The organism is Amycolatopsis umgeniensis, from assembly GCF_014205155.1.
Classification (GTDB): domain Bacteria; phylum Actinomycetota; class Actinomycetes; order Mycobacteriales; family Pseudonocardiaceae; genus Amycolatopsis; species Amycolatopsis umgeniensis.
The window spans coordinates 4,127,665-4,154,398 of the sequence record NZ_JACHMX010000001.1; the positions used below are offsets into that span (position 1 = coordinate 4,127,665).

Annotated in this window: 24 protein-coding genes; 15 read left to right on the forward strand and 9 right to left on the reverse strand. The window is 67.7% G+C overall.

Going from position 1 to position 26,734, the window contains the following annotated elements:
* Window positions 1-7 precede the first annotated feature (7 nt).
* Complete coding sequence (locus HDA45_RS19190; protein WP_343072106.1) at window positions 8-1,933, reverse strand: FAD/NAD(P)-binding protein; 1,926 nt, start codon at window positions 1,931-1,933, stop codon at window positions 8-10.
* Between the two features lie 124 nt (window positions 1,934-2,057).
* Here HDA45_RS19190 and HDA45_RS19195 point away from each other — a divergent pair, with 124 nt between their 5' ends.
* The 3 genes from HDA45_RS19195 (at window position 2,058) to HDA45_RS19205 (ending at window position 6,411) form a co-directional block, all read left to right on the forward strand.
* Complete coding sequence (locus HDA45_RS19195; protein WP_184897232.1) at window positions 2,058-3,197, forward strand: LLM class flavin-dependent oxidoreductase; 1,140 nt, start codon at window positions 2,058-2,060, stop codon at window positions 3,195-3,197.
* Window positions 3,198-3,635: 438 nt separating this feature from the next.
* On the forward strand, window positions 3,636-4,889 hold the full coding sequence (locus HDA45_RS19200; RefSeq protein ID WP_184897234.1) for an MFS transporter: 1,254 nt from the start codon (window positions 3,636-3,638) through the stop codon (window positions 4,887-4,889).
* A 202-nt stretch (window positions 4,890-5,091) separates the two neighbouring features.
* A complete protein-coding gene (locus HDA45_RS19205) occupies window positions 5,092-6,411 on the forward strand; it encodes a sensor domain-containing diguanylate cyclase (RefSeq protein WP_184897236.1) in 1,320 nt (439 codons plus the stop codon).
* On the opposite strand, the gene HDA45_RS19210 is transcribed toward HDA45_RS19205, so the two are convergent.
* Window positions 6,408-6,989 carry a TetR family transcriptional regulator gene (locus HDA45_RS19210; RefSeq protein ID WP_184905799.1) on the reverse strand — a complete coding sequence of 194 codons (582 nt, stop codon included), beginning with the start codon at window positions 6,987-6,989 and terminating at the stop codon, window positions 6,408-6,410. The two genes, HDA45_RS19205 and HDA45_RS19210, sit on opposite strands and share 4 nt — an antisense overlap.
* A gap of 134 nt (window positions 6,990-7,123) precedes the next feature.
* On the opposite strand from HDA45_RS19210, the gene HDA45_RS19215 reads away from it, so the two are divergent.
* Window positions 7,124-8,350 (forward strand): lipase family protein, encoded by a 1,227-nt coding sequence (locus HDA45_RS19215; protein ID WP_184897238.1) that lies wholly within the window; start codon window positions 7,124-7,126, stop codon window positions 8,348-8,350.
* A gap of 361 nt (window positions 8,351-8,711) precedes the next feature.
* Here the strand turns inward: HDA45_RS19215 and HDA45_RS19220 are convergent, their stop codons facing one another.
* Entirely contained in the window at window positions 8,712-9,119 is a 408-nt protein-coding gene (locus HDA45_RS19220; protein WP_184897240.1) for a DUF3151 domain-containing protein, read from the reverse strand.
* Between the two features lie 395 nt (window positions 9,120-9,514).
* Here HDA45_RS19220 and HDA45_RS19225 point away from each other — a divergent pair, with 395 nt between their 5' ends.
* Entirely contained in the window at window positions 9,515-10,732 is a 1,218-nt protein-coding gene (locus HDA45_RS19225) for a hypothetical protein (RefSeq protein ID WP_184897242.1), read from the forward strand.
* 3 nt (window positions 10,733-10,735) lie between these two features.
* On the opposite strand, the gene HDA45_RS19230 is transcribed toward HDA45_RS19225, so the two are convergent.
* The 3 genes from HDA45_RS19230 to HDA45_RS19240 all read right to left on the reverse strand — a co-directional run bounded on the left by HDA45_RS19230 (window position 10,736) and on the right by HDA45_RS19240 (window position 14,153).
* The gene (locus HDA45_RS19230) at window positions 10,736-12,010 is read right to left on the reverse strand and encodes an ATP-binding protein (protein ID WP_184897245.1); all 1,275 of its coding nucleotides are present in this window, start codon (window positions 12,008-12,010) and stop codon (window positions 10,736-10,738) included.
* Between the two features lie 206 nt (window positions 12,011-12,216).
* On the reverse strand, window positions 12,217-13,248 hold the full coding sequence (gene fbaA / locus HDA45_RS19235) for a class II fructose-bisphosphate aldolase (RefSeq protein ID WP_184897247.1): 1,032 nt from the start codon (window positions 13,246-13,248) through the stop codon (window positions 12,217-12,219).
* An 83-nt stretch (window positions 13,249-13,331) separates the two neighbouring features.
* Window positions 13,332-14,153: an LLM class F420-dependent oxidoreductase gene (locus tag HDA45_RS19240; RefSeq protein WP_184897249.1), complete on the reverse strand. Its 822-nt coding sequence runs from the start codon at window positions 14,151-14,153 to the stop codon at window positions 13,332-13,334.
* A 50-nt stretch (window positions 14,154-14,203) separates the two neighbouring features.
* Here HDA45_RS19240 and HDA45_RS19245 point away from each other — a divergent pair, with 50 nt between their 5' ends.
* From HDA45_RS19245 to HDA45_RS19270, 6 genes are all read left to right on the forward strand, one after another.
* The gene (locus HDA45_RS19245; RefSeq protein WP_184897251.1) at window positions 14,204-15,115 is read left to right on the forward strand and encodes an aldo/keto reductase; all 912 of its coding nucleotides are present in this window, start codon (window positions 14,204-14,206) and stop codon (window positions 15,113-15,115) included.
* 147 nt (window positions 15,116-15,262) lie between these two features.
* Window positions 15,263-16,153: a short-chain dehydrogenase/reductase gene (locus HDA45_RS19250; RefSeq protein WP_184897253.1), complete on the forward strand. Its 891-nt coding sequence runs from the start codon at window positions 15,263-15,265 to the stop codon at window positions 16,151-16,153.
* 4 nt (window positions 16,154-16,157) lie between these two features.
* Window positions 16,158-16,631, forward strand: a complete 474-nt coding sequence (locus HDA45_RS19255) for a pyridoxamine 5'-phosphate oxidase family protein (protein WP_184897255.1) — start codon at window positions 16,158-16,160, stop codon at window positions 16,629-16,631.
* A gap of 82 nt (window positions 16,632-16,713) precedes the next feature.
* Entirely contained in the window at window positions 16,714-18,183 is a 1,470-nt protein-coding gene (locus HDA45_RS19260; RefSeq protein ID WP_184897257.1) for a flavin-containing monooxygenase, read from the forward strand.
* A complete protein-coding gene (locus HDA45_RS19265) occupies window positions 18,180-19,058 on the forward strand; it encodes a metal-dependent hydrolase (protein WP_184897259.1) in 879 nt (292 codons plus the stop codon). Before HDA45_RS19260 ends, HDA45_RS19265 begins: the two co-directional genes overlap by 4 nt.
* On the forward strand, window positions 19,055-20,059 hold the full coding sequence (locus tag HDA45_RS19270; RefSeq protein ID WP_184897261.1) for a 2Fe-2S iron-sulfur cluster-binding protein: 1,005 nt from the start codon (window positions 19,055-19,057) through the stop codon (window positions 20,057-20,059). The genes HDA45_RS19265 and HDA45_RS19270 overlap by 4 nt, the downstream gene beginning before the upstream one ends.
* Window positions 20,060-20,063: 4 nt before the next feature.
* On the opposite strand, the gene HDA45_RS19275 is transcribed toward HDA45_RS19270, so the two are convergent.
* A complete protein-coding gene (locus tag HDA45_RS19275; protein WP_184897263.1) occupies window positions 20,064-20,348 on the reverse strand; it encodes a YciI family protein in 285 nt (94 codons plus the stop codon).
* 162 nt (window positions 20,349-20,510) lie between these two features.
* Here HDA45_RS19275 and HDA45_RS19280 point away from each other — a divergent pair, with 162 nt between their 5' ends.
* From HDA45_RS19280 to HDA45_RS19295, 4 genes are all read left to right on the forward strand, one after another.
* The gene (locus HDA45_RS19280; RefSeq protein ID WP_007032484.1) at window positions 20,511-21,086 is read left to right on the forward strand and encodes a SigE family RNA polymerase sigma factor; all 576 of its coding nucleotides are present in this window, start codon (window positions 20,511-20,513) and stop codon (window positions 21,084-21,086) included.
* A gap of 91 nt (window positions 21,087-21,177) precedes the next feature.
* Entirely contained in the window at window positions 21,178-22,362 is a 1,185-nt protein-coding gene (gene nagA / locus HDA45_RS19285; RefSeq protein ID WP_184905801.1) for an N-acetylglucosamine-6-phosphate deacetylase, read from the forward strand.
* Window positions 22,363-22,379: 17 nt separating this feature from the next.
* Complete coding sequence (locus HDA45_RS19290) at window positions 22,380-22,781, forward strand: hypothetical protein (protein WP_184897265.1); 402 nt, start codon at window positions 22,380-22,382, stop codon at window positions 22,779-22,781.
* Between the two features lie 54 nt (window positions 22,782-22,835).
* On the forward strand, window positions 22,836-23,546 hold the full coding sequence (locus tag HDA45_RS19295) for a VTT domain-containing protein (RefSeq protein WP_184897267.1): 711 nt from the start codon (window positions 22,836-22,838) through the stop codon (window positions 23,544-23,546).
* Between the two features lie 244 nt (window positions 23,547-23,790).
* Here HDA45_RS19295 and HDA45_RS19300 read toward each other — a convergent pair whose 3' ends face one another.
* Window positions 23,791-25,179, reverse strand: a complete 1,389-nt coding sequence (locus HDA45_RS19300; protein ID WP_184897269.1) for an FAD-binding oxidoreductase — start codon at window positions 25,177-25,179, stop codon at window positions 23,791-23,793.
* Between the two features lie 18 nt (window positions 25,180-25,197).
* Complete coding sequence (locus HDA45_RS19305) at window positions 25,198-26,682, reverse strand: MFS transporter (RefSeq protein WP_184897271.1); 1,485 nt, start codon at window positions 26,680-26,682, stop codon at window positions 25,198-25,200.
* Window positions 26,683-26,734 lie beyond the last annotated feature (52 nt).

The window sequence follows — 26,734 nt, forward strand, 5'->3', positions numbered from 1 at the left end:
CGCGTGATCAGACACGTGACTCGCGTGATTGGGCGGCGAACTCGCTCGCCAGCCGCAGGATCTCGCGCGCGACGATGTCGTTCTGCCGGAAGGGAAGCGCGTTGGTCCTCGGCCGCGTGAACGCCCCGGCCGACCGCGCGGACGTATGCGGGCCGAGCGCGAAGCGGCGCGGGTGCGGGCGACCCTCGCGGTCGAGCATCCGGCCATCGGAAACGCGGGTGTGGATCCGGCCGGCGAGCAGCCTGTCGCCGGTGACCGTGTCGAGCACCGCTTCCTCACCGAGAGCGCCGCTGTCGCGCAACTGTCGCAAAAGGACATCCGACGCACGTTCGATACTCGGCTCCGGCAACCTCGCCTCGACGAGTGTCCGAGCCTCTGTCTCCCCTGGGAAACTCGCGCCGGACGCGACGAACGTTCGCCGCTCCTCATCGGATTTCACCCGCATTTCGGCGCCCAAGAAGGAGACGAGCCCGGCTTCCTGGAGTGCGAGCAGTTCCTCGAGCCGTCGCGGAGGCGGCCCGCTGGCGAAGTACGAGAAGAAGCCCAGAAACCATCCGTCCAATTCGGACAGTTGAGACGCCGCGTCGAGCCGTCCGGTCTGCACCAGCGCGGGGATCTGGCCCAACACGGACAGCAGCGCCATGAACGCGCCGAGATCCGCGCTGTACTCCGCGTCCGCCCGGCGCCCCAGATCCGCTTCGATGTACTCGCGCAGCTCCTTGCCGAACTCCTCGGCGGTGCCGAACTTCGAACCCGCCATCGGCCGGTCGAGCCGGTCGAGATCGAGCCGGTCGTCCGGCGCCGGGACCGCCCGCGCCACCAACGCGTCGAGCTCGCCGGGCGCCGCGTCCGCGAAAGCGTCGGCGAAGACGGCGAAGTCCATGCGCACCCTTTCGGGATGGGCGGTGAACAGCTCGCTGTAGTACGCCCAGGCGAGTTCCTTCGAGATCAGCGGCCAGACGTCGCGGCGGAAGTCGATCCGGCCGGGCACGGCGCAAAGCTTTTCGATGGCGTACGAGTCGAAGAATCTGGGCAGCTGCAACGGCTTCCCGCCGAGCCGGTAGCCGATCTTCGCGTGATACGGCACCCCTCGCCGCGACCCGATGTGCAGTACGGGCTCGGCGCCGCTGGGGTGATACTTCAACCCGCCGCACGCCTGCTCTTCGAAGCGGCCGCCGCGACCCTCGGTCAGCAGCAGCATCAAGTCGACGAACGCGAGGCCGAAGCCGCGTACCAGCACGGTTTCCCCGGCTCCGATCGCCGAATAGTCGACGTCGGCGGTGTAGCCGGCCGGGTAGTACGCGAGGTCGTGACGTGCGGCGAATTCCGCGAGCTCGGTCTCGCGTGCGTCCGGCTCGGCGTCCAGATGCCCGACGGTGAACAGGACCGCGTCCACCTTCAGCGGATCCGGCCGGTCTTCCAGCCACAGCGACTGCGGCTCACCGTCTTCGAGCCGCACCGCGCGGGTCCGGTGCTCGACGACCTCGATCCCGTCGGGGAGCTCGGAGCACACCTTGCGGTGGAACCAGGCGAGGTACGCGCTCTGCAACCGTCGCGTCGGGAAGTGATCGCTTTGCAGCGCGTCGAGTTCGGCGCGCAGACTGTCGTCGACCTCGGCGTCGAGGGTGCCCGCGCGGACCTGCCGGGCCCACTCGATCAGCGAAGGCCCGGGGCGGACCGGACCGTCGATCTTCACGGTGTCGTCGGTGAAGACCGTGACGTCCTCGGGCATGGAGTTCATCCGCAGCAACGGCGACTGCTCGTATCGCCAGACCCGCCCCGCCCCGGCGGGAAAGGGATCGACGAGATGCACCACCAGCCGCCGCCCGCCGAGCAACTCGGCGGCGTTCGCGCCGAGCCGTTCGAGCACGCCCACCCCGCGCGGACCGGCGCCGACCACCGCGAGCACGTAGGGAGGCTCTGGGGTACTCACCAGGCCGAAGCTACGCCGGGATTCCGGGCCGCGTGCGGGTTCTCAAGGAGCGGAACTCGTTGCCACACCCCGGAATCGGCGCGTACTCGTCGTGCAGGGGGAACTTGGACGAGAGGGACGGACGATGCCGGTCGAATTCCTGGGTATCGGAGGCACCAACGACGGTTCGGAGACGCATACGCGGTCGGGCGGCGTCTTCGACAAGGACTACACGGTGCGCCTCGCGCGGGCGCACGAGGAGTTCGGCTGGGACCGGGTGCTGTTCGCGTACGGCTCCAGCGGGCCGGACCCGGCGCAGGCGGCGGCGTACGTCGCGGCGAAGCTCGACAAGCTCCAGATCCTGTTGGCGCACCGGCCGAACGTTTCGTATCCGACGTTCGCGGCCAAGACGTTCGCCACGCTCGACCAGCTTTCCGACGGGAAGCTCACGGTCCACTTCATCACCGGCGGCAGCGACCACGAGCAGCAGCGCGAAGGCGACTACCTCACCAAGGACGAGCGCTATTCACGCACGCGCGAGTACATCCAGATCGTGAAGCAGGCGTGGACGTCCGAGGAGCCCTTCGACCACGAAGGCGAGCACTACCGCTTCGCCGACTTCGTCCTCGATGTCCGTCCAGTTCAGCAGCCGCGTCCGGGGGTCTCCTTCGGCGGCTCGTCTCCGGCGGCCTACGCGGCGGGCGGGGCCGAAGCGGACATCTTCTGCCTCTGGGGTGAGCCCCTCGCACAGACGGCCGAGCAGATCGAGTCGGTCAAGGCCGCGGCGAAGGCCGCCGGACGGACCGACGTCCCGCGGATCCAGGTCGCGTTCCGTCCGATCATCGCGCCGACCGAGGAGCTCGCCTGGGAGAAGGCGTACCGCACGATCGACGCCATCAAGGCCCGTACGAGCGGAGGCCAGCAGCTGACCCGGCGGCATTCGCTCACGAATCCGGAGAACACCGGCTCGCGGCGGCTCCTCGCTGTCGCCGCCGAGGGCGAGCGGTTCGACCGCGCGCTGTGGACGCCCACCGCGGCCGCGACCGGCGGCGCCGGTAACTCCACCGCGCTGGTCGGCACGCCCGAAACCGTCGCGCAGGCTCTGCTCGACTACTACGACCTCGGCGTCGAAATCCTCTCGGCGCGCGGCTACGACATGCTCGGCGACACGATCGACTTCGGCCGTCACGTCATCCCGATCGTGCGCGAAGAGGTCGCCAAACGTGACGCGGCGAAGACACCGAAAGCGACGTCGGCCCGGGAAGTGCTCGCGGTCGACGGCTGAGCCGTTCACTCCACCGAGTGCAGTTGATCATCCCTTTGGCGGTTGGCGCCAGAGTCTCGCTTGGTTGCTCAGCGGAGTCGAAGCGCGTTCGGACTCCTTCCGCGCCCCAGCGGCTCGGGATTCATCCCGGGCTCATTCGCGCGGAGCGGGAATCCCACGGCGAGCGCCGCGGATGTGTCCGGATTTCACCGACGGCAGACCCGAAACGAACGAAAGCCGCTGGTCTGGACCTCAGTCCCGGCCAGGGGGACATCGGCGGCCTCGGGCCGCTCGCCGTCGAAAAAGATCTCTAACTCCAGAAACCCGGCGAAAGAACCTAGCCAATCACCAACAGTCAGGAGACACTTACGTGAACGAATGACGCTTCGTGACGAGCTCGTGACCGCGTTACTCTCGGTCACGAGTTTGTCGCGTAATAAGGACCCTATTGGGGGCAACATGGCTTCGGCCGGACGGGTCACCTACCGTGAGGTGTTCGGTGTAGCCGAGTTCCGTTCGCTCTGGTTCGCGGAGCTGTTCTCGATCTTCGGCGATCAGCTCGCCAGGGTCGCGCTCTCGGTCCTCGTCTTCACCGAAACCCGCTCCGCGACCCTCACCGGTCTCACCTACGCGCTGACCTACGCCCCGTCGCTGCTCGGCGGCATCTTCCTCACCGGCTTCGCGGACCGCTTCCCCCGGCGGACCGTGATGGTGGTCGTGGACCTGCTGCGGGCCGTGCTGATCGCGCTGGTCGCCGTCCCGGTCCTGCCGTTCTGGGTCCTTTGTGTCCTCGTCGGCGCCGTTTCGCTGTTGAACCCGCCGTTCAAGGCGGCCCAGCTGGCCCTGCTGCCGCAGATCCTCGAGGGCGACCGGTTCGTCGTCGGCATGGCGATCCGCAGCATGACCGTCCAATCGGCACAGCTGGCCGGATTCGCTGGCGGCGGGCTCCTGCTGACCGCGCTCGAACCCCATCTCGCCCTCGCGCTGGACGCGGTCACGTTCCTGATCTCGGCGCTGTTCGTCCGGCTCGGACTGGCTTCGCGCCCGGCCGCGGCGTCCGGAGAGAAGCGCAAGTCGTTCTTCGCCTCGATCGGCTCGGGCGGGAAAATCGTCTTCGCCAGCTCAGGGCTGCGCTCGCTGCTGCTGTTCACCTGGCTGATGGGCCTGCTGCCGGTGTACGAGGGCATCGCGGCGCCCTACGTCGCCTCGTCGGGCGGCGGCCCCGAGGTCATCGGCCTGTTGCTGGCCGCGGACCCGGTCGGCAGCGTGATCGGCGCTTTCGTCTATTCGCGCTGGGTGCCGGCGCACGTCAGACCGAAACTGATCGGGCCGCTTTCGGCGTTGACGGCGATTCCGCTGCTGCTGTGCTTCCTGCAGCCGGGCCCGTGGTCGTCGATCGTGCTGTTCGTGATCTGCGGCGCCTTCGGCACGGTGGCGCTGATGCAGGCGACGGCGTCACTGACGCTGGCCGTGCCGGACGAGAGCCGGGCACAGGTGATGGGACTGTCGAACACCGGATTGACCACGACGATGGGCGTGAGTCCGCTGATCGGCGGAATCCTGGCGGATCAGGTGGGCCCGCAGTCGACGGTGGGCGTCTTCGGGCTTGCGGGATTGCTGCTGACGATTCCGCTCGCGTTGAGCTGGTGGCGGACCCTCAGCGGTGATCCGGAACGGTGGCAGGAAAAAGACGCCGCACGCGCGGAACATTGAGGTGTTCCACGCGCCGGCCCGATCGCGCGGCCTTCTGGCGCGCGCCCCAGTTCACTGATCCCTACCGGCCATCGCTGGCACCTTTCCCTCGACCTCTCAGAGAAAAGTACACACCTAGGGAGCTTGTCGACAGCCCGCAAGTCGGTAGAAGCTGTCCGTAAGTAGGGGGTTTCGGAGAATGACGCAAGAGTCAGGGGGAAAGATGATCACATCGGAGGAACGCGCTGGACATCGTTCGGCTCTCACGGTAGCGACGTGGGAGCTGTGGAAGAGGCCCAAACACTGGATCGCCTACACCGGGCTGTCCGTGGCGACGATGCTGGCACTGACGGGGGTCTTCGCAGCATCCATCGCCATCACGTCTTCGCAGGTCTTGCTTTGTTTTCTGCTCGCGGGGCTCGCCATCGCGCACACCGAGGCGACCCGCCGGATCGAGCGGCAGCGGCGCAGCATGAGCGTCACGCCGCATATCAACATGACCTCGGTCTGGGTGCTGCCCGGCGCGATTCTGCTGCCGCCGCACTTGACCGCACTTCTCGTGACCGTGATCTATCTTCACCTCGGATACCGCAGTTGGGCAGGCCTTCGCACGGTCAATCCCCATCGGACTGTGGCGAACGCCACATCGATGACGCTGACCGCGTTCGCCGCCTGGGCGGCCGTGCAGGCGGTCGGTGTGGACACGGCGTCGGTGACCTCGATCTGCGCCGCGAGCCTCGCCTTCTTCCTGATGAACGCCGTCTTCACCGGCACCGGTCTGTACTTCGCGGCGCCCAAGAAGGCGACCGTCCAAACGCTCCTCGGCTCCTGGGACGACAACATCCTCGAAGCCTCGACGGTCTGCATCGGCGCGCTGGTGCTCGCCGTGCTGCCGCATCAGCCCGTGCTGGTGCTGCTCGTCTTCCTGCCGCTGTACCTGCTGCAGCGGTCGGTGCTGATCAAGCAGCTGGAAGAGCTCGCGACCACCGACCAGAAGACCCAGCTGCTCAACGCCACGACCTGGCAGCAGGGCGCCGTCCGTGAGGTCGCCCGCGCCGAACGCGAGAACGGCCAGTTCGGCGCGCTGATGATCGACCTCGACCACTTCAAGAGCATCAACGACACCTTCGGTCACCTGGCGGGCGACGACGTGCTCAAGGGTGTCGCGGCGCTGGTCAAAGCGGAAACCCGGACGCAGGACCTCGCCGGCCGCTTCGGCGGTGAAGAGTTCGTGGTGCTCCTGACCTCGTCCTCGAAGCAGGAGTCCGTCGCGGTCGCCGAGCGCATCCGGCAGCGGATCAGCGAAATGGTCATCAAGACCCAGGACAACGCGGGCAACCCCGTGGTCATCGAGCAGCGGACGGCCTCGGTCGGCGTCGCGACCTTCCCGCTGGACGGCCGGACCATCGAAGAAGTCATGGCCTCGGCCGACGCTTCCGTCTACGCGGCCAAACGCAACGGCCGCAACCGCGTCGTGTCCTCACCGGACCTGGCGACGGTCGCCGAAGAGGCTGAGAAGTCCCTGGAGGCCATCGCGGCCTAGCGCAACCTTTCCATCACGTCGGCGGCGGCGGTCCGAAGGCGGACCACGCCCCCGACGGTGAATTCGGTGAGCAGGTCGATGAGCGCGTCCGCGTCGGGCGGCTCACCGTCCCAGCTCGCCTGGACGAGTGCCTCGGTCATCGCGAAGAAGAGGGTGACCAAGGCCTTGTCCGCGCGGCCGGAGTCGACGCCGTGGCGTGCCCAGCGCTGTCTGCTCGCCTCGGTGTAGACCCCCGCGAGCCGTTCACGGAGCCGGGTGAGGGCCGGATCGCCCATGCGCTCCGCCTCGCGCAGGACCGGGAACGCCTCCGGGTTCGCCGCGACGAAGGCGAACATGTTGGCGTAGTTGGCGCGCGCCCATGACCGGAGCTCGGGCTGCGAGAGGTCGAGGGCGGGCGCGCCGATCGCCTCGAAGGCCCGTTCCTCGATGTCCGCCACGACCTGGGCGAACAGCGTCGCGCGGTCACCGAACTGTTCGTAGACGGCCTGACGGGACACTCCCGCGTGCCGGGCGATCTGCTCGATCGTCGCGGCCTGCGCGCCGTGCACGGCGAAGACGCCGGCGGCCGAACCCAGCACCCGCGCGCGTTGCTCACCGACCGGGAGTTTGCGGGGTCTCCCTCTCGGCGCCGGACTTGACATCGTGCGCCACCTCACTGACTCTCTTTTTCGACACCCCTGTCGAAAATGTTTCTGCTCAACGAGGAGCAAGCATGCGTCCAGGATCCCGGCGCGGTGTGGCCGCCGCCGTCTCAGCGGCCACCGTCGCGGCCTTGCTGACCTTCGGGGCACAACAGGCCATCGCCGCCCCGTCCTTCTACGATCCCCCGTCGCCGCTGCCCGCGGGTGCTCCCGGCGACATCATCCGGCACGAACCGTCCACGTTCTACGTCGATCCCGTGAAACTCATCAAGGCCGACGCGGACGTCCGGCGGATCATGTACCGCAGCACCGACACCCACGGCAGGCCGAACGCCGTGACCGGCACCGTCCTCACCCCGAAGAAGGCCTGGAACGGGCCAGGCGAGCGGCCGCTCATCGGCTACGCGGCCGGAACGCAGGGCGTCGGGGACCAGTGCGCGCCGTCGAAGGCCCTCTCGGCGGGCATGGAGTATGAAGGTCCCTTCATCGCCGGGCTGCTGCTTCGCGGCTACGGCATCGTCGTCACCGACTACGAAGGCCTCGGCACTCCCGGCGTCCACACCTACGTCAACCGCGTCGCCGAGGGCAACGCCGTCCTCGACTCGATCCGCGCGGCACAGCGCCTGCCCGAAGCGAACCTGCCGGACAGCGGTCCGATCGCGACCGCGGGCTACTCGCAGGGCGGCGGGGCGTCGGCGGCGGCCGCCGAACTGCAGCCGTCGTACGCTCCCGAACTCAAGCTGAAGGGTTCCTACGCGGGCGCCGTCCCGGCGGATCTGGCCGAGGTCGGCAAGAACATCGACGGGCACTACGCGTTCGGGTTTCTCGGATTCACGCTGGTCAGCATGGACGCGGCGTATCCGGAGCTGAACATCCCGGCCGTGCTGAACGCGAAGGGCGTCGAGGCGTTCGAGAAGGTCAAGCAGGAGTGCACAGTGGACGCGATCTTCGCGCACGCGTTCACGCAGTCGAAGAACCTGACCAAGGACGGCAGGCCGCTGACCGCGTACCTCGCCGAGGAGCCGTACAAGACGCGAGTCGGACAGCAGCTCATCGGGGCGCGGAAGCCGGGTGCGCCGACGCTGGTCGTCCACAGTGCACTCGACGACATCGTGCCCTACGAGCAGGGACGGACCATGGCGCGCTCATGGTGCGCGAAGGGCGCGAAGGTGCAGTTCTCGACTTCGCTGGTTCCCACGCACGTCGGCGGGGCAATCCGGGCTTTCCCGGAGGCGTTCGCCTGGCTCGAGGGACGCTTCGCGGGGCTCCCGGCTTTCGGGAACTGCGGACTGTTCTAGGTATTTGCCTACCCACTGGAAGCGAACGTCGCCTCGGCGAGCTTGCGGAGCTCGGGCCGGCGTGACCAGCATGCCCCGTGACGGTGAAGGATTTGGGACATTGAACGTCCCAATTCCTTCATCGTCGACGACTTCGAGGCCCGACCGGGCAGCGGGACGGTGAGTTCTCGCGGTGGCATGGTCGAGTGGGGAGGATTCAGGACGTTCAACGTCCTGAATCTTTCCCCGCTCAGCCGTCACACGGGTTGTCGTGACCGGTATGGGACCGGAATGCCCTGCGCCCCTGTCGCCCTCGTGCAGGTCAGGCGTAGGTGGGTGAACGCGGGTCCGCTCCGGCCCGGATCGCCACTCACGCCCGGGCTCACTTGAGGCCGGTGGCTTCCGCGGCGGCGGGGTCCGAGTCGCCGAGGAAAGTCCTGCAGCGGTCGTACTCCTCGGTCTCGCCGATCTTGCCCGCGGCCTTGCCGAGGACCGCGAGGGCACGCAGGAATCCCTGGTTGGGGCGGTGCGCCCACGGCACCGGGCCGTGTCCCTTCCAGCCCGCGCGGCGGAGCTGGTCGAGGCCGCGGTGGTAACCGGTGCGGGCGTACGCGTACGCGGCGACGGTCTCGCCGGCTTCGAACGCCTTCTCGGCGAGCGAGGCCCACGCCTCGCTGTAGTCGGGGTGCTCCGCGGCGACGGCGGCCGGGTCGGTCCCGGCGTCCAGCGCCGCCTGCGCGGCGGTGTGCTCGGGGAGGTGCGTCGGCTGGGGGCCGAGGAGGTTCGTCATACGGCCATTGTGCCGACACGTCTCCCCAAGGGCGCCCCGCGCCCGACGGAGACTTCACATCGTGCGCCCTCTTTGGGCCGAAGGCCCACGAAAGCTCGGTGAAGGGGCGCTTCTCCGCGTCACGCGACCGGCGTACGGAACGACGTCCCTTCGACGAGCTTTCGTCAGCGCACGATCAGGAACACTGTGACTAGAAGAACAGGCTCCCGAGAATGCCCCCACCGGCCAGCACCAGAGCGGCGACGAGGACCGCCGCGACAAGTCGTTTCGGCATCATGGCGGCACACCTTGCCCTGCTTCGCACGCTGATCGCAAATCAGCCACCCCTACGGGTGAACCCCGATTTTCGACCCCAAATGCCCCTCTCGTGATCTGTAGCAGGGAAGATGGCCCGCATGACAAAGGCGACAGAAGTGACCGGGGACCTCTCGCCGGGTGTCATCCCCCGCAGCCCGATCGCGAAAACGAGGCTGTTCTTCAAGCTCCACTGGCACCGCGGCGCGCCAGGACAGGCGACGCCGGACTGGGTGCTGAACTTCTGCTACGGCATGTGGCTCGCCGCGTTCGCCTTCAAGCTGGTGGGCTCGTCCTGGGACATGTCGTGGCATTTCATGTGGCTACGGGACGACCTCGCCCCGCCGCATCTGATCAACACCGTCGGCACGGTGATCATCATGGTGCTCGTGGCGATCCACAGCTACACCGGGATGGGCGCGGACAGGCGTTCGCTGCGGCTGATGCAGATCGGGCTCGTGGTGTTCCTCATCGCGGCGCCGCTGGACGTCATCAACCACCGCGTCAACGGTCTGGACCTGACCGCGTGGAGCCCGTCGCACATGATGCTCTACATCGGAACGGGCATCATGCAGGCGGGCGTGATCATGGGCTGGCTGAAGTACGCCAAACCCGGCCGGATGCGCACCGGCGTCCTGATCGGACTGTGGGCGTTCTTCCTGGAGAACACGTTCTTCCCGAACGGCCAGCAGGAGTACGGCATCCTCGGGCTGCGCGCCTGGGAACGCGGCGCGCCCGAGGCCGAGCCCGAGCTGCTGAACTTCGCCGCCAACCAGATCGGGCATCCGGTCGACAGGGTGGCCGTCGAGTACTTCACGATGCCGATCGACGACTGGGTCTACCCGCTGTGGGGTATCGGCGTGATGGCGCTGATCTTCGCGCTCGCGCGGCACACGACCGGCTTCCGCTGGGCGGGGACGACGGTCGCCGCCGCCTACCTCGGCTACCGGCTGGTGATGTGGCCGCTGCTGCTCGGGATGGGGTTCCCGATCTCGGTCGTGCCGTTCTACCTGCTCGCCGTCGGCCTCGCCGTCGACCTGGCGTTCCGCATCGGCCGGGGTCATCCGGTGCTGACGGCGGGCGTCGGCGCGCTGCTGGTGACGGCGTTCGGCTACGGGATGCTGTGGGTGCAGTCGCAGTTCCGGCCGTGGATCCTCGGCGACGCGCATACGGAATCGGCGCCGCCGGTGGCGTACTGGACGGCCGCGGTCTGCCTGGCCGGGGTCGGCGTGCTGTGGGCCGCCGCCGGGCCGGGGACGCGGGCGGTGAACTCGCTGCTGGCGAAGCGTCGCGAGCGCACGGAGCTTCCGGCCGCCTGAGCCTCAAACCGATTCGTGTCCGGCCTGCCACAACGAAGCGAGCGGGAGCGCCATCAGCCGATCACCGAAGCTGATGGCGCCCTGGCGTCCGGTGTGGAGGACGATTCCCTGCGTGAACTGATCTCCGAGAAGATCCCGTAGCTGAGCGAGTCCGCGGAAGTCCGCCAGGGTCACCGTGTCACGCGCCTTCGATTCGACGCCGACGACCTGTCCGTCGTCCCGTTCCAAGACCACGTCGACCTCCGCACCACCGCTCACTCGCCAGTGATGCAGACGGACCTCTGCCGAGCTCCACGTCGCCTGTTTGGCGAGCTCGTTGACGATGAAGGTCTCGACGAGGGGGCCACGGCTCGGCGCCACGGGCTTCGCCAAGGATTCGGGGGACACGCCCAGCAGGGAAGCGGCGAGTCCCGTGTCGGTGAGGTGGAGCTTGGCGTGCTTCACCGCCCGGGACGTCAAGTTCCGTGACCACGCCGGAAGCCGGTGGACCAGGAACACCGCTTCGAGCAATTCGACGTACTTGTTCACCGTGGTGCGGTGGAGGCCGGTCCTGGTCGACGTGTTCACGCTGTTGTGCTCTTGTGCGGTGATGGAAGCCAGGTAGGCCAACAAGGCCGTCATGGCGCTGGGTTCGTTGACCCTGGACATCTCCCGGATGTCACGTTCCGCGATGGCTTGCACGTACGCGCGGAACCAGGCTTTGCGCGCACGCACACCTTCGAGGAGCGCGGGTTCGGGAAAGCCGCCTCGACAGATACGCGCGAAATAGTCCGTGCGATCGATGTTCGCGGGACCGAGATCGAGCAGGCGGCCGGGTTCGTCGAAAGCGACATCGATGAACCGCTCGAAGCGCCCCGCGAATTCACCCTGCGAAAACGGCCAAATGTCGACGACGACGCCTCGGCCGGCCAAGGATTCCGAGAGACTCGGCGTCGCCAGGAACCGAGTGGATCCAGCCAGGACGTAGCGTCCTGGCCTGCCTTCCGCGTCGACTTCCGCCTTGATGGCTCTGATCAGCGGATCCCCCGCCCGTTGCACCTCGTCGATGAGCCTGGGTTCCGGACCGGTCCCGGCGAATCCGACCGGATCAGCCATGGCCGCCTGCAGAAGCTGCTCGTCGTCCAGATTGAAGGAAGTCCCACCGTGGCGCCGGTGCAGATGCCTGAGCATGGTCGTCTTACCGGCCTGACGAGGGCCGTTGAGGATCACGACGCGGAAGTCCGCCAGGTACTCCTCGGCGACGGCGCAAGAGGCCCGCACCAGGTCCGATTCAGCCATAACTCCTCGAAATGCCAGTGGCGTGTACATCTCACAGTACCTTCGACCGACATTTCACGATCAGGTGAACCGACATTCCACAGTGCAAGTGACCGACATTTTGCTGATCTTGAAATGCCCTCGGGTCACGCCCACGAGTACATGAAGGCCCGCTTCCTTGCGCTTGGCGCGGGGAAGCGGGCCTTCATGTACTCGGCAGGACGAGGTCAGGAGAGCTTGTTGCCCGCCGAACCCAGCGACTGAGCGGCCTCGACGATGCGCGCGGCCATGCCGGCCTCAGCGGCCTTCAGGTAGCTACGCGGGTCGTAGACCTTCTTGTTGCCGACCTCGCCGTCGATCTTCAGGACGCCGTCGTAGTTCTTGAAGAAGTGCTCCGCGATGGGCCGGGTGAAGGCGTACTGCGTGTCGGTGTCGACGTTCATCTTCACGACGCCGTAGGACACCGCCTCGCGGATCTCCTCGGGCAGCGAGCCCGAACCACCGTGGAAGACGAGCTCGAACGGCTTCGAACCGGCCGCGAGGCCGAGCTTCTTCGACGCCGCCTCCTGGCCGCCCTTGAGCACGTCCGGGCGCAGCTTCACGTTGCCGGGCTTGTAGACGCCGTGCACGTTGCCGAAGGTCGCGGCCAGCAGGTAGCGGCCGTTCTCGCCGGAACCGAGCGCGTCGATCGTCTTCAGGAAGTCGCCCTCGGCGGTGTACAGCTTCTCGTTGATCTCCGCCTCGACGCCGTCTTCCTCGCCGCCGACGACACCGATCTCGACCTCGAGGATGATGTTCGCGGCCGCGGCCTTGGCGAGCAGTTCCTGCGCGATCTCGAGGTTCTCGTCGAGGTCGATCGCGGAGCCGTCCCACATGTGGCTCTGGAACAGCGGGTGCTGGCCGTTCTTGACCCGCTCCGCCGAGATCTCGATCAGCGGGCGGACGAAGCCGTCGAGCTTGTCCTTCGGGCAGTGGTCGGTGTGCAGCGCGACGTTGACGTCGTACTTGGCGGCGACGACCTGGGCGAACTCGGCGAGCGCGACCGAACCGGTCACCATGTCCTTGACCTTCTGGCCGGACGCGAACTCCGCGCCGCCGGTGGAGAACTGGATGATCCCGTCGCTCTCCGCCTCGGCGAACCCGCGGATGGCGGCGTTCAGGGTCTCCGACGAGGTCACGTTGATGGCCGGGTAGGCGAATTCGTTCGCCTTCGCCCGGTCGAGCATCTCCGCGTAGACCTCGGGGGTGGCGATGGGCATCGTTTACTCCTCCTCGAAGCAGGCTGGTGCACCTCTCGGCCGCATCGTACGAGGTCGGCCGGGAGGTGCCTACAGCCGTCGCGTCAGAGGAGGACGGCGGCGAGCGCGCGGTAGACCGGCAGGGGGTCCTGGTTCAGTACCTGGATGTTCACGTGGTCCGCCCCGGCTTCGACATGCGCGGTGACGCCACGGGCGACCGTCTCGGCGTCACCGTGGACGGCCAGCAGGTCGACCAGCCTGTCGCTGCCCTCGCCGGTGAGGTCCTCGTCGGTGAAACCGAGTTTCCGCAGGGAGTTCGTGTAGTTGACGAGGCCGAGGTAGAACTTGACGGTGCCCCGGGCGATCTCGCGGGCCTTCGCCGGATCGGCCTCGAGGACGACCTTCTGCTCGGGCGCGAGCAGCGGTCCCTCGCCGAGGATCTCGCGCGCCTGACGCGTGTGCTCGGGCGTCATCAGGTACGGGTGGGCTCCCGCTGTGCGGTCTCCTGCGAGTTTGATCACCTTCGGGCCGAGAGCGGCGAGCGCGCGGCCTTCGACGGGCACCCCGGCCTCGTCGAGAGCGTCGAGGTACTCCACCAGGGCGGTGTAGGGCTTCTTGAACTCCGCGGTGTGCTCCCGGTGCCCGGCGCCGATGCCGAGCAGGAAGCGGCCCGGGTGCTTCGCTTCGATGCGCTTGTACGACTCGGCGACCGTGGCCGCGTCGTCCTGCCAGATGTTGACGATGCCGGTGGCCACCTTGATCGTCTTCGTCGCATCGAGGAGTTCCTCCGCCTTCGTGAGGTCACCCGAAGGTGAGCCACCGAGCCAGATGGCGCCGTAGCCGAGTTCCTCCAGCTCGCGCGCGAGCTGGAGGGTGAACACACTTTCGTGCTGCCAGATGCCGATCCTGCCGAGTTCGATTCCCATGTTCCGAGCCAACACCGACGCCCGCCGAAGTCTTCCCTTATGTTCGAGGTATGGCGAAACTCGGGAATACCGACCTCGACGTCCACGGGATCAACCTCGGCGGGAACGTCTTCGGCTGGACCGCGGACGAGCGGCAGTCGTTCGCCGTCCTCGACGCCTACACGGCGGCGGGCGGCAACTTCATCGACAGCGCCGACCTGTATTCCCAAGGCGGCTCCGAGACGATCATCGGCAACTGGCTGACCGAGCGCGGCAACCGTGACGACGTCGTCATCGCGACCAAGACCGGTATGTGGGACGAGCGCAAGGGGCTGTCCGCGGCGAACATCGCGGCCGCGGCCGAGGACTCGTTGCGACGGCTTCGGACAGACCACATCGACCTCTACTACGCGCACATCGACGACCCCGAGACCCCGATCGAGGAGACGCTGCGAGCCTTCGACGAGCTCGTGCGCGCGGGCAAGGTCCGCTACATCGCGGCGTCGAACTACTCCGCGGAACGACTGAGCGAAGCACTGTCCATTTCGGACAGGGAGGGGCTGGCGAAGTTCGTCGCGCTGCAGCCTCACTACAACCTCGTCGAGCGGGACTACGAACACGAACTGGCGCCGACGGTCGAGCGCGAAGGTCTGACCGTCCTGCCGTATTTCGCGCTGGCCAAGGGTTTCCTCGCCGGGAAGTACCGCTCGAAGGACAACCTCGGCGACAGCCCGCGCGCCGCCCGAGCTTCGTCCTATTTGGACGAACGCGGCGAGCGCGTCCTCACGGCTCTCGACGAGATCGCGGCGGATCGCGGGGTCTCCGTCGCCGCGGTTTCACTGGCGTGGCTGTTCGCGCAGCCGACCGTCACCGCGCCCATCGCGAGCGCCCGCTCGGTCGAGCAGCTGAACGACCTCCTGCCCGCGGCCGAACTGGCCCTGACCGCCGAGGAGGTCGACGCGCTCACCGCCGCGTCGCGCTAGCCCTCCCGCATTTAGTCCTCTGGATGCGGTAGTTCGCACTGCCAACTACCGCATCCAGAGGACTAAATGCGACCTACTTGCGGGTAGCTTACTCCGGGTAGGTTGGGGTACCGTCCGAAACCCTCAGGGCTCGGACGAGGAGGCAACGTGGCCAAGAACAGCGTGAACGGCAAGGTCGTCCTGATCACCGGCGCCGCGAGGGGCATCGGCGCGGGACTCGCCGAACGCCTGGCCGCGCAGGGCGCGAAGGTCGCCCTGGTCGGCATCGAAGCCAAGGAACAGCAGGCTGTCGCCGACAAGATCGGCGCGAGCGCCCACGCCTGGGAAGCCGACGTCACCAGCTGGGACGACCTCGAACGCGCCGCCGCCAGCGTCGTCGAGCACTTCGGCGGGATCGACATCGTCATCGCGAACGCCGGCATCGCGACCTCCGGTTTCGTCCGGTCGGTCGATCCCGCCGCCTTCGAGAAGGTCATCGAGGTCGACCTGCTGGGCGTCTGGCGCACCTTCCGCGTCACCCTTCCGCATGTCATCGACCGCAAGGGCTACCTGCTCGCGATCTCGTCGCTGGCCGCGATCACCCACGCGCCCGGCATGGCGAACTACGCCGCCGCGAAGGCGGGCGTCGAGGCGTTCTCCAACAGCCTCCGCGCCGAAGTCGCCCACCTCGGCGTGAAGGTCGGCGTCGCGCATCCGACCTGGATCCGGACCGACCTCGTCGAAAGCGCCGACCAGCACCCGGTGTTCGGCAAGCTCCGCGCGGGCATGCCCGGCCTGCTCGGCAAGACGTACCCGCTGAAGGTCGCCCTCGACCTCCTCCAGGCCGGGGTCAACAAGCGCGCCCGCACCATCCACGTCCCGCGCTGGGTCGGCGGACTCAAGCTCATCCGGGCGTTCCTGCCGCCGATCATCGAGATCGGCTCCCGCGGCCGGATCAAGAAGGCCGACGCGGCCGCACTCGTGGACATCGAGCAGCGTGGCGCGTACGAATCTTCAGTGACCGGTCAAGCAGGCCGGGCCGCCACGAAGAAGGGCTGACCGAATGTCCCGTCGCGACCAGATCCGCATGACACCCGACGAACTCGCCGCGTACCTCGACGAGCAGAAGGTCATCAACGTCGCGACGATCGGGCCCAACGGCCGCCCGCATCTGGCCCCGCTCTGGTACTACCCGCACGAGTCGGGCGTCGCGACCTGGACCTACGGCTCGTCGCAGAAGGCGAAGAACCTCGAGCGGGACCCGCGCGCCACCGTGCTCATCGAGGACGGCGAAAGCTACGACAAGCTCCGCGGGATCTCACTGGAAGCCGACGTCGAGATCATCACCGATACCGCCGTGGTCACCCAGATGGGTATCAAGCTCATGCAGCGCTACGCGGGTGCGAAGCCGGGCGACCCGGTGCCCGACGAGCTCGCCGCGTTCATCGGCAAGCAGGCCCCGAAGCGAATCGGGCTGATCTTCACGCCGACCAAGATCGTGAGCTGGAACCACGGGAAGCTCGGCGGTACGTACTGACAGGTAGGTAGTACTAGCAAGTAACTGTTACTTCGGGTAACGTCATCTGCGCCGGAAAGCCTCGACGTGGAGGGCACAGCAGATGACCGAGCGATTCAAGGTCGTGATCGTGGGCACCGGATTCTCCGGGCTCGGCCAGGCCATCCAGCTCGAAAAGGCCGAGATCACCGACTACGTGATCCTGGAGAAGGCGGACGAAGTCGGCGGTACGTGGCGCGACAACTCGTACCCCGGCTGCGCCTGCGACGTGCAGTCCCACATGTACTCGTTCTCGTACGAGCAGAACCCGGACTGGTCGCGGTCGTTCTCGCCCGCCCCGGAGATCTTCCAGTACCTCAAGGACGTCACCGACAAGTACCGGCTGCGGCGCAAGATCCGGTTCGGCGTCGAACTCACCGGCGCCGACTGGGACGACACCGCGCGGCTCTGGCGCGTGCACACGAAGTCGGGTGAGTTCGAAGCCCAGTTCGTCGTCTCGGGCGTCGGCGGCCTGCACATCCCGCAGGTCCCCAAGCTGCCCGGGATCGAGAAGTTCAAGGGCCAGACCTGGCATTCCGCGCAGTGGAACCACGAATACGACCTGCGCGGCAAGAAGGTCGCCGTGGTCGGCACCGGTGCCAGCGCGGTCCAGTTCGTCCCGCGGATCGCCCCGGACGTCGACGAGCTGACGCTGTTCCAGCGCACGCCGCCGTGGATCATGCCGAAGCCCGACCACGCCATGCCGGGCTGGGCCAAGACCGCGTTCCGCCGGATTCCCGGTGTGCAACGGCTTTACCGCAACGCGCTCTACTGGTTCCTCGAAGTGCGCGCCGTCGGCTTCAACGGCCACCCCGCGATCATGAAGGCGGGCGAGGTGATCGCGAAGCGCCACATCGGCAAGGGGATCAAGAATCCCCGGCTGCGCAAGAAGGTCACGCCGGACTACACCATGGGCTGCAAGCGGGTGCTGATCTCCAACGACTACTACCCGGCGATCGACCGGTCCAATGTGGACGTCAACACCGACGGCGTGCGCGAGGTCAAGGCGCACAGTGTCGTCGACGGGAACGGCGTCGAGCACGAGGTCGACGCGATCATCTACGGCACCGGCTTCAAGGTCACGGATGCCTTGGAATACCTGGACATCACCGGGATCGGCGGTCGCGACCTCGCCAAGGAATGGGCCGCCGAGGGGATGCACACGCACAAGGGCATCAGCGTCTCCGGCTTCCCGAACCTGTTCTTCCTCCTCGGCCCGAACACCGCGCTGGGCCACAACTCCGTGGTGTTCATGATCGAATCGCAGGCGCGCTACGTCGTCGACGCGATCAAGCTCGCCGGCTCGCGGGGCGCCGCCGCGCTCGACGTCCGCGCCGGTGTCCAGGAGAAGTTCCAGCGCGGGATCCAGGACAGGCTCGTCAAGGGTGTGTGGACCCAGGGCGGCTGCAAGAGCTGGTACCTCGACGCGAAGGGCGTCAACCGCACGATCTGGCCGGGGTTCACCTGGCGTTACTGGCTCGAAACCCGCAAGGTCGACCCGGCCGACTACGAACTCAGCGGGCGGGCGTCATGACGGCACAGCACGAGGACCACGAGCAGATCGTCCTGCACGCTCGCGACGTCAAGTTCGACTGGGCGTCGCTGCCGATGCACTGGATCCCGGGCGAACCTCAGGCCACGCACACGATCAACGTGCTGCACCTGGCGCTGCCGGAAGGCGAACGCTGGTTCGTGGAGGTGTTCAAGCAGGCCGTCCCGCTGATCCGCGACGAGCGGCTCAAGGAGGACGTCCTCGGCTTCATCGGCCAGGAGGCCATGCACGCCGAGGCGCACGACGGCGCCGCGGAACACCTCGAAGCGGCGGGCGTCCACGTGCGGCCGTACATCGCGCAGATGGAGTGGATGTTCCGCCGTCTGCTCGGTGACCGGGAGCTTTCCGCCAAGCGGCGCGAAGAGTGGCTGATCGAACGGCTCGCCGTCATCGCCGCGATCGAGCACTACACCGCGTTCCTCGGCCAGTGGATCCTCGACGCCAAGGCGCTCGACGACGCGAACGCGAACCCCACGATGCTGGATCTCCTGCGCTGGCACGGCGCCGAAGAGGTCGAGCACCGCTCGGTCGCCTTCGATCTGTTCATGCACCTCGACGGCCGCTACGGCCGCCGCGTGCGCAGCATGCTCGTCGTGACGCCGGTGCTCGCGTGGGTCTTCCTGCGTGGCACCAGGTTCCTCATGAAGAACGATCCGACGCGGCCGGGCAGGACAAGTTTCCGGACATATTTCCGGGTCGCGAAGCTCGGGTTGCTGCCGTCGGGCAAGCAGCTGCGGCGCGAACTCCTGCCGTACTTCAAGAAGTCCTATCACCCCACCGAAACCGGCGACACCGATCAGGCCGTCGCGTACCTCGCGAGCTCCCCGGCCGCGCTGGCCGCCGACGAACCACAGTGACGCCGCCGACGCGCCCGCTGCGGCTCGACGGCAGCGGGCGGACCGACCGCGCGATGGCGTCGCTGACCGGTGTCGTCGCGCTGTACCGCAGGCTCAGCGGTGTGAGCGGACGCCGCCGCCCGCCGGTGGCCGCCGTCAACCGCGATCTCCCGCTGGTCGTCGACGATCTCCGCGCCGAAGCCGACGGCGTGGTCAGCCTGCGGCTGGTCCACGAGCACGGCGAACCGCTGCCCCGGTGGCGGCCCGGCGCGCACGTCGACCTCTCGCCACGGCCGGGGCTGGTCCGGCAGTACTCCTTGTGCGGCGATCCGGACGACCGCTCGGCCTACCGCGTCGGCGTCCGGCTGCTCGGCGAGGGATCGACGGCGGTGCACGCGTTGAAGAAGGGCGCGCGGATCACCGCACGCGGCCCGCGCAACGCGTTCCCGTTCGTCGCGAGCCCGGCGTACCTGTTCATCGCCGGGGGCATCGGGATCACGCCGATCCTGCCGATGGTGCGGCAGGCGGCCGCGTCCGGCGCGGACTGGCGGCTGGTCTACACCGGTCGAGACGAGGCTTCCATGCCATTCCTGGAGGAATTGTCCGAATTCGGCGATCGTGTCTGGATCCGCCCGGACACCGAGTACGGGATTCCCGCGGCCGGCGCGGAATTGCTCGAAGGGGCAACGAAGTCTGCCCCGATTTACTGCTGTGGCCCGGTTCCGATGATCGTCGGCGTCCGGACGGACGCGGCACTGCGCACTTCGGGACCGGTCTTCTTCGAGCGGTTCTCGACGCCGCCGATCGTCGGCGGCGCACCGTTCCGCGTCACGCTGGCCCGCAGCGGCCGGACGCTGGACGTGCCCGCCGACCGGACGACGCTCGACGTCCTGCGCGAAACCGTGCCCGGTATCGCCTATTCGTGCCGCCAGGGGTTCTGCGGGACCTGCGAGCTGCCGACGGTGACCGGCGACCGCGTCCGGATCTGCGTCGAACGCGAGCCGGTCACCCTCGACCTCTGACGGGTCAGGCTTCCTGCGGCAACCAGGCGCCGATCACCGGCTTGAACTCGCGGACGGTTCGCTCCGCCACGACACCCTCGAGGTGGTACGGATCCTGGTCGATGATCTCGTTCAGCGCCGTCTCGTCGGCCGCCTGGTAGAGCGAGATGCCGCCGGAGCCGTCGCCGAGCGGGCCGCCGAGCGCGACAACGCCCTGGTCAGCGAGGTCGGAGAGGAATTTCCGGTGCCGGGGACGCACATCCTCCAGCTTCTCCTGCACGTACCGGATCTCCACCAGGAACCAGGCCATCGACGTCTCCAAGATCGCTGCGAACGGGTCGTTGGTAGACGTTATCCGAACCGGAAAGGCGTTCTCAGGATCCGATCAGGCAGGAGTCCGGCCCCACCCGATACGCTGATCGGGCCACGCACAGGTTGTGCTTCAAAGGGGTAAATGAACAGGTAGGGGTACATGCTCGAGGGCAATGCGGAACGCAGTGTCGAGGCGACCCTCGGCCATCTGCGCACCATGGACGGACCGGTCACGCCACCGCCGCCTGCGGCACCGCTGACCCTTGAGGATCTCTATCGCCAGCACCGGATGCGGCTCGTCCGGCTGGCCATCCTGCTCGTGGACGAACCGGCCACGGCCGAGGACGTCGTCCAGGAGGCCTTCACCGGGCTGCATCGCAACTGGGGACGCCTGCGCGACGCCGCCGCGGCCGTCGGTTATCTGCGCACCGCCGTGGTCAACGGATCACGCAGTGTGCTGCGCCGCCGCAAGACGGCGCGCGAGTACGTCGCGCCGCACGCCGTCAACGCGCGTTCGGCGGAAAGCCTCGCCATGCTGTCGAGTGAACATCAGGCCGTTGTGAGCGCTTTGTCCAAACTGCCGCCCCGCCAGCGTGAAGTTCTGGTGCTCCGTTACTACGGTGGGCTGAGTGAGGCCGAGATTTCCGAGGCCGCCGGTATTTCGAAAGGTACCGTGAAGTCAACCGCCAGCCGGGCGCTGGAGGCACTGCAGAAAGCGATGCAGTCGCCGAACTGACACCCGGCCTTAATCTCGACCGCTGGGTTGTGCCGCCATGCTTGGTCCAGACCAATATATGCTGGGGGGCGTGAGAGGCGCCGGAGATTTCGTGATCGTGGGCGGCCGGGTAGTAGCCCCGGACCGTGTACTCGACGACGGCTGGCTGGCTATCGCCGGCGGCAAGATCGTCCAAGTCGGTTCCGGGACACCCCCGGACATCGACCGCGTCCCTGTCGACGGGTGCCTGGTCGTGCCCGGCTTCGTCGACACCCACTGCCATGGCGGTGGGGGCGGGTCGTTCTCCAGCGGAAATCCCGAGGAGCTGTTCCGCGCGGTCCGCGCGCATCGGCGACACGGGACCACGACCATGCTCGGCAGTCTGGTCTCGGACCCCATCCCGGTGCTCAGAGACCAGATCGCGGCCCTCCGAGAGCTGGTCCAAGAGGGTGAACTTGCCGGAATTCACCTTGAAGGACCCTTCATCTCCAAGGCGCGATGCGGGGCACACGACCCCGCGACGCTGATCGAACCGGACACGGCGACGGTCAACGCGCTGCTCGGCGCCGGCCGCGGCGACATCCGGATGGTCACGCTCGCCCCCGAACTGCACGGCGGCGTCAAAGCGGTACGGCAACTGGCCGAATCGGGCGTCATCGCCGCGATCGGGCACACCGACGGTGTGGAAGACCAGATCATCCCCGCGATCGACGCGGGCGCCTCCGTCGCGACACACCTCTTCAACGCCATGCGGCCCCTCCACCACCGCGAGCCCGGCCCGATCGGCGCCCTCCTCGACGACGAGCGGATCACCGTCGAGCTGATCTGCGACCTCGTCCACGTGCACCCGACGGTGCTGCGCCTCGCCGCGCACCACGCGGGCAAGGGCCGGACGGTGCTCATCACCGACGCCATGTCGGCCACCGACGCCGCCGACGGCAGCTACATCCTCGGCCGCCTCGAGGTCGACGTCCGCGACGGCGTCGCCACGCTGGCCGGGAACGGTTCGCTCGCGGGCAGCACGCTGACCATGGACGCGGCCTTCCGCAACCTCGTCCGCGGCGCGGGTATCGACCTGCTCGACGCCGTCCGCGCGACCTCCGGCCGACCGGCCGAACTGCTCGGCATCGCCGACCGGACAGGCTCACTGCGCGCGGGGCTCGCGGCCGACGTCGTCGTACTCGACCGCGACCTGCGGCCGGTCAAGGTGCTGCGACAGGGCGAATGGGTCAAAGACAACGCTGCGGCTACATTGAGCAGCGCCGTCGAAGGCGGTGTTTCGGTCAGCGACGGGTAGCGGCGAAGGGAGTCTGGATGAGCGAGCCCAAGGACCCGGAGAAGCTCCTAGCCGACGCCCTGCGCGCTCAGGCCGTCTTCGCCCCTTCAGCGGAGCGGATCGCCGAGACTTCCGCCGAGAACCCGGTCGAAACGGACACTGAGAGTAATTCGGACACTCCCGAGGCCCCCGTGCCGTCTCCGGGAGAACACGAGCTGCCTCTCCAGTACGGGCTGCTTTCCGGCGCGGGCGCCGACTCGCTCGAACGCGAGCGCGTCGCGCTGGAGGACGCGGAAACGGCCAGGCTGGCGGATCGTCCGGCACCGCCTCCGGCGCCTTCGCCCGGGAGCGCCCCGCTGCCCGCGTACTGGGTGTTGCTGCTGGCTGTACTGCTGGGACTGGCCGCCGGTTCGGTGATCGGGCTGCTCACCCTGATCTGAGCCGCCCTCTCCCGCCGGGTCAGGGCACTCAGCGTCACCCTGTACCGTTTTGGTGTGATCCTGGCGCAGAACAACGTGACGACGATGGGCCTCCTGCCGGAGTGGCTGGACCCGCAGCATCTGCTGAGCGGCCTGACCGTCCCGGTCATCACCGTGCTCTGCCTGATCATCTTCATCGAGAGCAGCATCTTCCCGGTGCTGCCCGGTGACTCCCTGCTCTTCACCGCGGGCCTGTTCATCGCGAACGGTTCGATCGAAGCGCCGCTGTGGCTGGTGTGCGTGCTGGTCACCGTCGCCGCGCTGATCGGCAACGCGGTCGGATACGGCCTCGGCTGGAAGATCGGCCCCTGGCTGTTCCGCAAGCCGGATTCGAAGTTCTTCAACCAGAAGTACGTGGACCAGACACACGCCTTCCTGGAGAAGCACGGGCCGAAGGCGGTCGTGCTGGCGCGGTTCGTGCCGTTCGTGCGGACGTTCATCACCTGGATCGCCGGCATCGGCAAGATGGACCCGAAGAAGTACTTCACCTACACCGTCATCGGCGGCATCCTGTGGGCCGCCGGGATCACCGCGCTCGGCCACCTGCTCGGCGGCGTCGGGTTCATCCGCGACAACGTCGACGCGATCTTCATCCTGATCGTGCTGGTGTCGGTGGTGCCGATCGTGATCGAGTACCTGAAGGCACGCCGCGAGAAGAAGCACGGCCCCGCCGCTCCGGCCGCGGACATGGACGCGACGCAGCAGATCCCGCGCATCCGCGACTGACCCCCACGACTGTGTCGTCCGTCCAGTCACGTGAGTTCCGGCTTTAAGCACGCGAGTTCCGGCTCTGATCACGCGCGGGCCGGACGAACCGGCGAACTCGCGTGATCGGGAGCGGAACTCACGTGATCGGGGACGGAACTCACGTGATCAGACACCGCACACCGAGCGCGACATCTAGTCACGTGAGTTCCGGCTTCAAGCACGCGAGTTCCGGCTCTGATCACGCGAGTCACGTGCGACGGAGCTAGAGGGAGAACATCGAGCCCGGGTTGAAGAGGTTCTCCGGGTCCAGCGCCTGCTTGATCTGGCGATGCACGCGAAGGCCGACTTCGCCGATCTCCTTGGCCAGCCACTCGCGCTTGATCCTGCCGATGCCGTGCTCTCCGGTGACGGTCCCGCCCAGCGACAGGGCGACTTCGAGAATCGCGTCGAAGGCCGTCCGCGCGCGGGCGAACTCCTCCTCGGAGTCCGGCGAGTAGACGATCGTCGGGTGCATGTTGCCGTCACCGGCGTGGCCGACGACGGCGATGCGCAGCCCGACCTCTTCGCTGATCCGCTCGCACCCGGCGATCAGCTCGGCGATCCGGGTGCGCGGCACGCAAACGTCGTCGGTCAGCCAGACGCCGTACAGCTCCAGCGCGGTGAGCACGACCCGCCGCGCCTGCAGCAGCATCTTGCCTTCTTCGGCATCTTCGGTGGCGTAAGCCAGATCCGCGCCGCAGTCGACGCAGATCTGTTCCAGCGCCGCGAGTTCCCGTCGCGCGACCTCGCCGCCGGAGTCGGATTGCGCGAGCAGCAAGGCTTTGCAGTCCGAGCTCGTGCCGAGATCGGTCTTGAGGTAGGCCTCGGCGGCCTTGATGGACGTCGCGTCCATGATCTCCAGCAGCGACGGCACCAGGCCCTCGCGCACGACCCGCGCGACGGCTTCACCGGCGGCCTCCGTGCTGTTGAAGGCCGCGACGAGCGTGGAAGGCAACTGCGGCAACGGTTTCAGCGCGACAGTCGCCTGCGTGATCACGCCGAGCGTGCCCTCGCTGCCGACGAAGAGCCGCGCGAGGTCGTAGCCCGCGACGCCCTTCACCGTGCGACGCCCGGTCTTCAGCAGCGACCCGTCGGCGAGCACGACTTCCAAGCCCAGTACGGAATCCGTGGTGACGCCGTACTTCACACAGCACAATCCGCCGGCGTTGGTGGACAGGTTGCCGCCGATGGTGCACCAGTCGTAGCTGGAGGGGTCCGGCGGATAGAACAGGCCGTGCTTCTCCACCGCGGTACGGAAATCGAGGTTCACCACGCCCGGCTGCACGACGGCGAGCCGGTTGCCCTCGTCGATCTCGACGACCTGGTCGAGTTTGGTCATCACCAGGACGACGCAGCCGTCGATCGCGTTCGCGGCGCCGGACAGTCCGCTGCCGGCGCCGCGGGGCACGATCGGCACCTGGAATTCCGCGCAGGCCTTGACCACGGCCTGCACCCCCGCCGTGTCGGCGGGCAGTACCACCGCGAGGGGCCTGCCCGCCGCGGCCAGCGGCATCATGTCGCGCGAGTACGCGTCCGTGACGTCGTAGTCGGTGAGTACCGCGGCCTCGCCGAGGTGTTCGCGGAGCCGGATGACCAAGGCGTCGTTGCTCATACCCTTATCGTAGGCTCATCAGATCCGCACTGCGGAATCTTTGTTCCGATTGAGCAGAACGAACGCTTGAACACCCGTATAGACGAGCACGGCGACACCTGCCCATGCGGTGACGTGCACCCCTTGGGTGAAGGCCTCACGAGCCGACGCGAGTAGCGCCTGACCCTGCGCGGGATCGAGCTGCTGCGCGGTCGCGACGGCGCCGCCGAGCGTGTCCCGCGCGGACTCGGCCGTGCCCTCCGGCAGACCGGAGCGGTAGACCGCGGTCGCGACACTACCCAGGATCGCGGTGCCGAGCGCGCCGCCCAGCTCGAACCCGGTCTCGGAAATCGCCGACGCGGCCCCGGCCCGTTCGGCCGGAGCGGCCGAGATGACCAGGTCGTTCGTCAGCGTCTCCGACAGGGCGACACCGCCCCCGAGCAGCGTGAACGACACCACGACGTACGCGAGACCGCCGCCGGACGAGACCTGCGTCAACGCCAGGAAGCCGACGGCGGCGACCAGGAGACCACCACTGACCAGCACCGAAACCCGGACCCGCTTCGCGAGCCAAGCCGCGAGAAGCGCGCCGGCGACACCGGCGACCGTCGCCGGGAGCATCCACAGCGCGGCGACGACCGGGGTCAGCCCGAGCACCAGCTGCAGGTACTGCGGCACCAAGAACAACAGGCCGACCATGGCGAACACGCCGAGCATGTTCGTCACCACGGATCCGCTGAAGGCCCGGTTCGAGAACAGCTTCAGGTCGAGCATCGGCTCGTCGAGGCGGTTCTGCCTGCGGACGAACACGACGCCGAGCGCGAGACCGATCAGGATGCTGATCGCGGCCTTCAGGGTGAAGCCGTGTTCGGCGACCAGCTTGATTCCGTAGACCACCGGCAGCATCGCGGCCAGGGACAGCAGCGCCGACAACGGGTCGAAGCGGCCCGGCTTCGGGTCACGCGCCTCCGGCAGTACGAACGGTCCGACGATCAGCAGCACCAGCATCACCGGGACGTTGATGAGGAACACCGAACCCCACCAGAAGTGCTCCAGCAGCCAGCCGCCGAGCACCGGTCCGAGCGCCATACCGCCGGAGAACCCGGCGCTCCACACCGCGATCGCGGTCCGGCGCTGTTTCGGGTCCAGGAAGATGCTGCGGATCAGCGACAGCGTCGACGGCATCAGCGTCGCGCCACCGATCCCGAGCAGCGCCCTGGCGATGATCAGCATGAACGCGCTGGTCGAGAAGGCCGCGAGCACCGACGCGGCACCGAACGCCGCGGCGCCCATGAGCAGCAGCTTGCGACGCCCGATGCGGTCGCCGAGCGTGCCCATCAGGACCAGCAGGCCCGCCAGCATGAACGAGTAGATGTCGACGATCCACAACTGTTCCGCACCGGTCGGCGCCAGATCCTCGGACAGGAACGGCAGCGCGAACCCGAGCACCGTCATGTCCACGCTGATCAGCAGCACCGGAAGCACCAGTACCGCCAACGCCCACCACTGCTTGCGCCCCGCCATGGCGCACTCTCCTCAAATAGGTAAACCGTCTGGACGGTACAGTTACCGCCTG

Excerpts from the sequence above, each read along its gene's own strand:
- HDA45_RS19255 (WP_184897255.1), top strand. The coding sequence starts at position 16,158 with ATGTCCCGTCGCGACCAGATCCGCATGACACCCGACGAACTCGCCGCG.
- fbaA (WP_184897247.1), bottom strand. The coding sequence starts at position 13,248 with ATGCCCATCGCCACCCCCGAGGTCTACGCGGAGATGCTCGACCGGGCG.
- HDA45_RS19205 (WP_184897236.1), top strand. The coding sequence starts at position 5,092 with ATGATCACATCGGAGGAACGCGCTGGACATCGTTCGGCTCTCACGGTA.
- HDA45_RS19200 (WP_184897234.1), top strand. The coding sequence starts at position 3,636 with ATGGCTTCGGCCGGACGGGTCACCTACCGTGAGGTGTTCGGTGTAGCC.
- HDA45_RS19300 (WP_184897269.1), bottom strand. The coding sequence starts at position 25,179 with ATGAGCAACGACGCCTTGGTCATCCGGCTCCGCGAACACCTCGGCGAG.
- HDA45_RS19245 (WP_184897251.1), top strand. The coding sequence starts at position 14,204 with ATGGCGAAACTCGGGAATACCGACCTCGACGTCCACGGGATCAACCTC.
- HDA45_RS19225 (WP_184897242.1), top strand. The coding sequence starts at position 9,515 with ATGACAAAGGCGACAGAAGTGACCGGGGACCTCTCGCCGGGTGTCATC.
- HDA45_RS19215 (WP_184897238.1), top strand. The coding sequence starts at position 7,124 with ATGCGTCCAGGATCCCGGCGCGGTGTGGCCGCCGCCGTCTCAGCGGCC.
- HDA45_RS19275 (WP_184897263.1), bottom strand. The coding sequence starts at position 20,348 with ATGGCCTGGTTCCTGGTGGAGATCCGGTACGTGCAGGAGAAGCTGGAG.
- HDA45_RS19290 (WP_184897265.1), top strand. The coding sequence starts at position 22,380 with ATGAGCGAGCCCAAGGACCCGGAGAAGCTCCTAGCCGACGCCCTGCGC.
- HDA45_RS19230 (WP_184897245.1), bottom strand. The coding sequence starts at position 12,010 with ATGGCTGAATCGGACCTGGTGCGGGCCTCTTGCGCCGTCGCCGAGGAG.
- HDA45_RS19220 (WP_184897240.1), bottom strand. The coding sequence starts at position 9,119 with ATGACGAACCTCCTCGGCCCCCAGCCGACGCACCTCCCCGAGCACACC.
- HDA45_RS19305 (WP_184897271.1), bottom strand. The coding sequence starts at position 26,682 with ATGGCGGGGCGCAAGCAGTGGTGGGCGTTGGCGGTACTGGTGCTTCCG.
- HDA45_RS19280 (WP_007032484.1), top strand. The coding sequence starts at position 20,511 with ATGCTCGAGGGCAATGCGGAACGCAGTGTCGAGGCGACCCTCGGCCAT.
- HDA45_RS19265 (WP_184897259.1), top strand. The coding sequence starts at position 18,180 with ATGACGGCACAGCACGAGGACCACGAGCAGATCGTCCTGCACGCTCGC.
- HDA45_RS19260 (WP_184897257.1), top strand. The coding sequence starts at position 16,714 with ATGACCGAGCGATTCAAGGTCGTGATCGTGGGCACCGGATTCTCCGGG.
- HDA45_RS19240 (WP_184897249.1), bottom strand. The coding sequence starts at position 14,153 with ATGGGAATCGAACTCGGCAGGATCGGCATCTGGCAGCACGAAAGTGTG.
- HDA45_RS19195 (WP_184897232.1), top strand. The coding sequence starts at position 2,058 with ATGCCGGTCGAATTCCTGGGTATCGGAGGCACCAACGACGGTTCGGAG.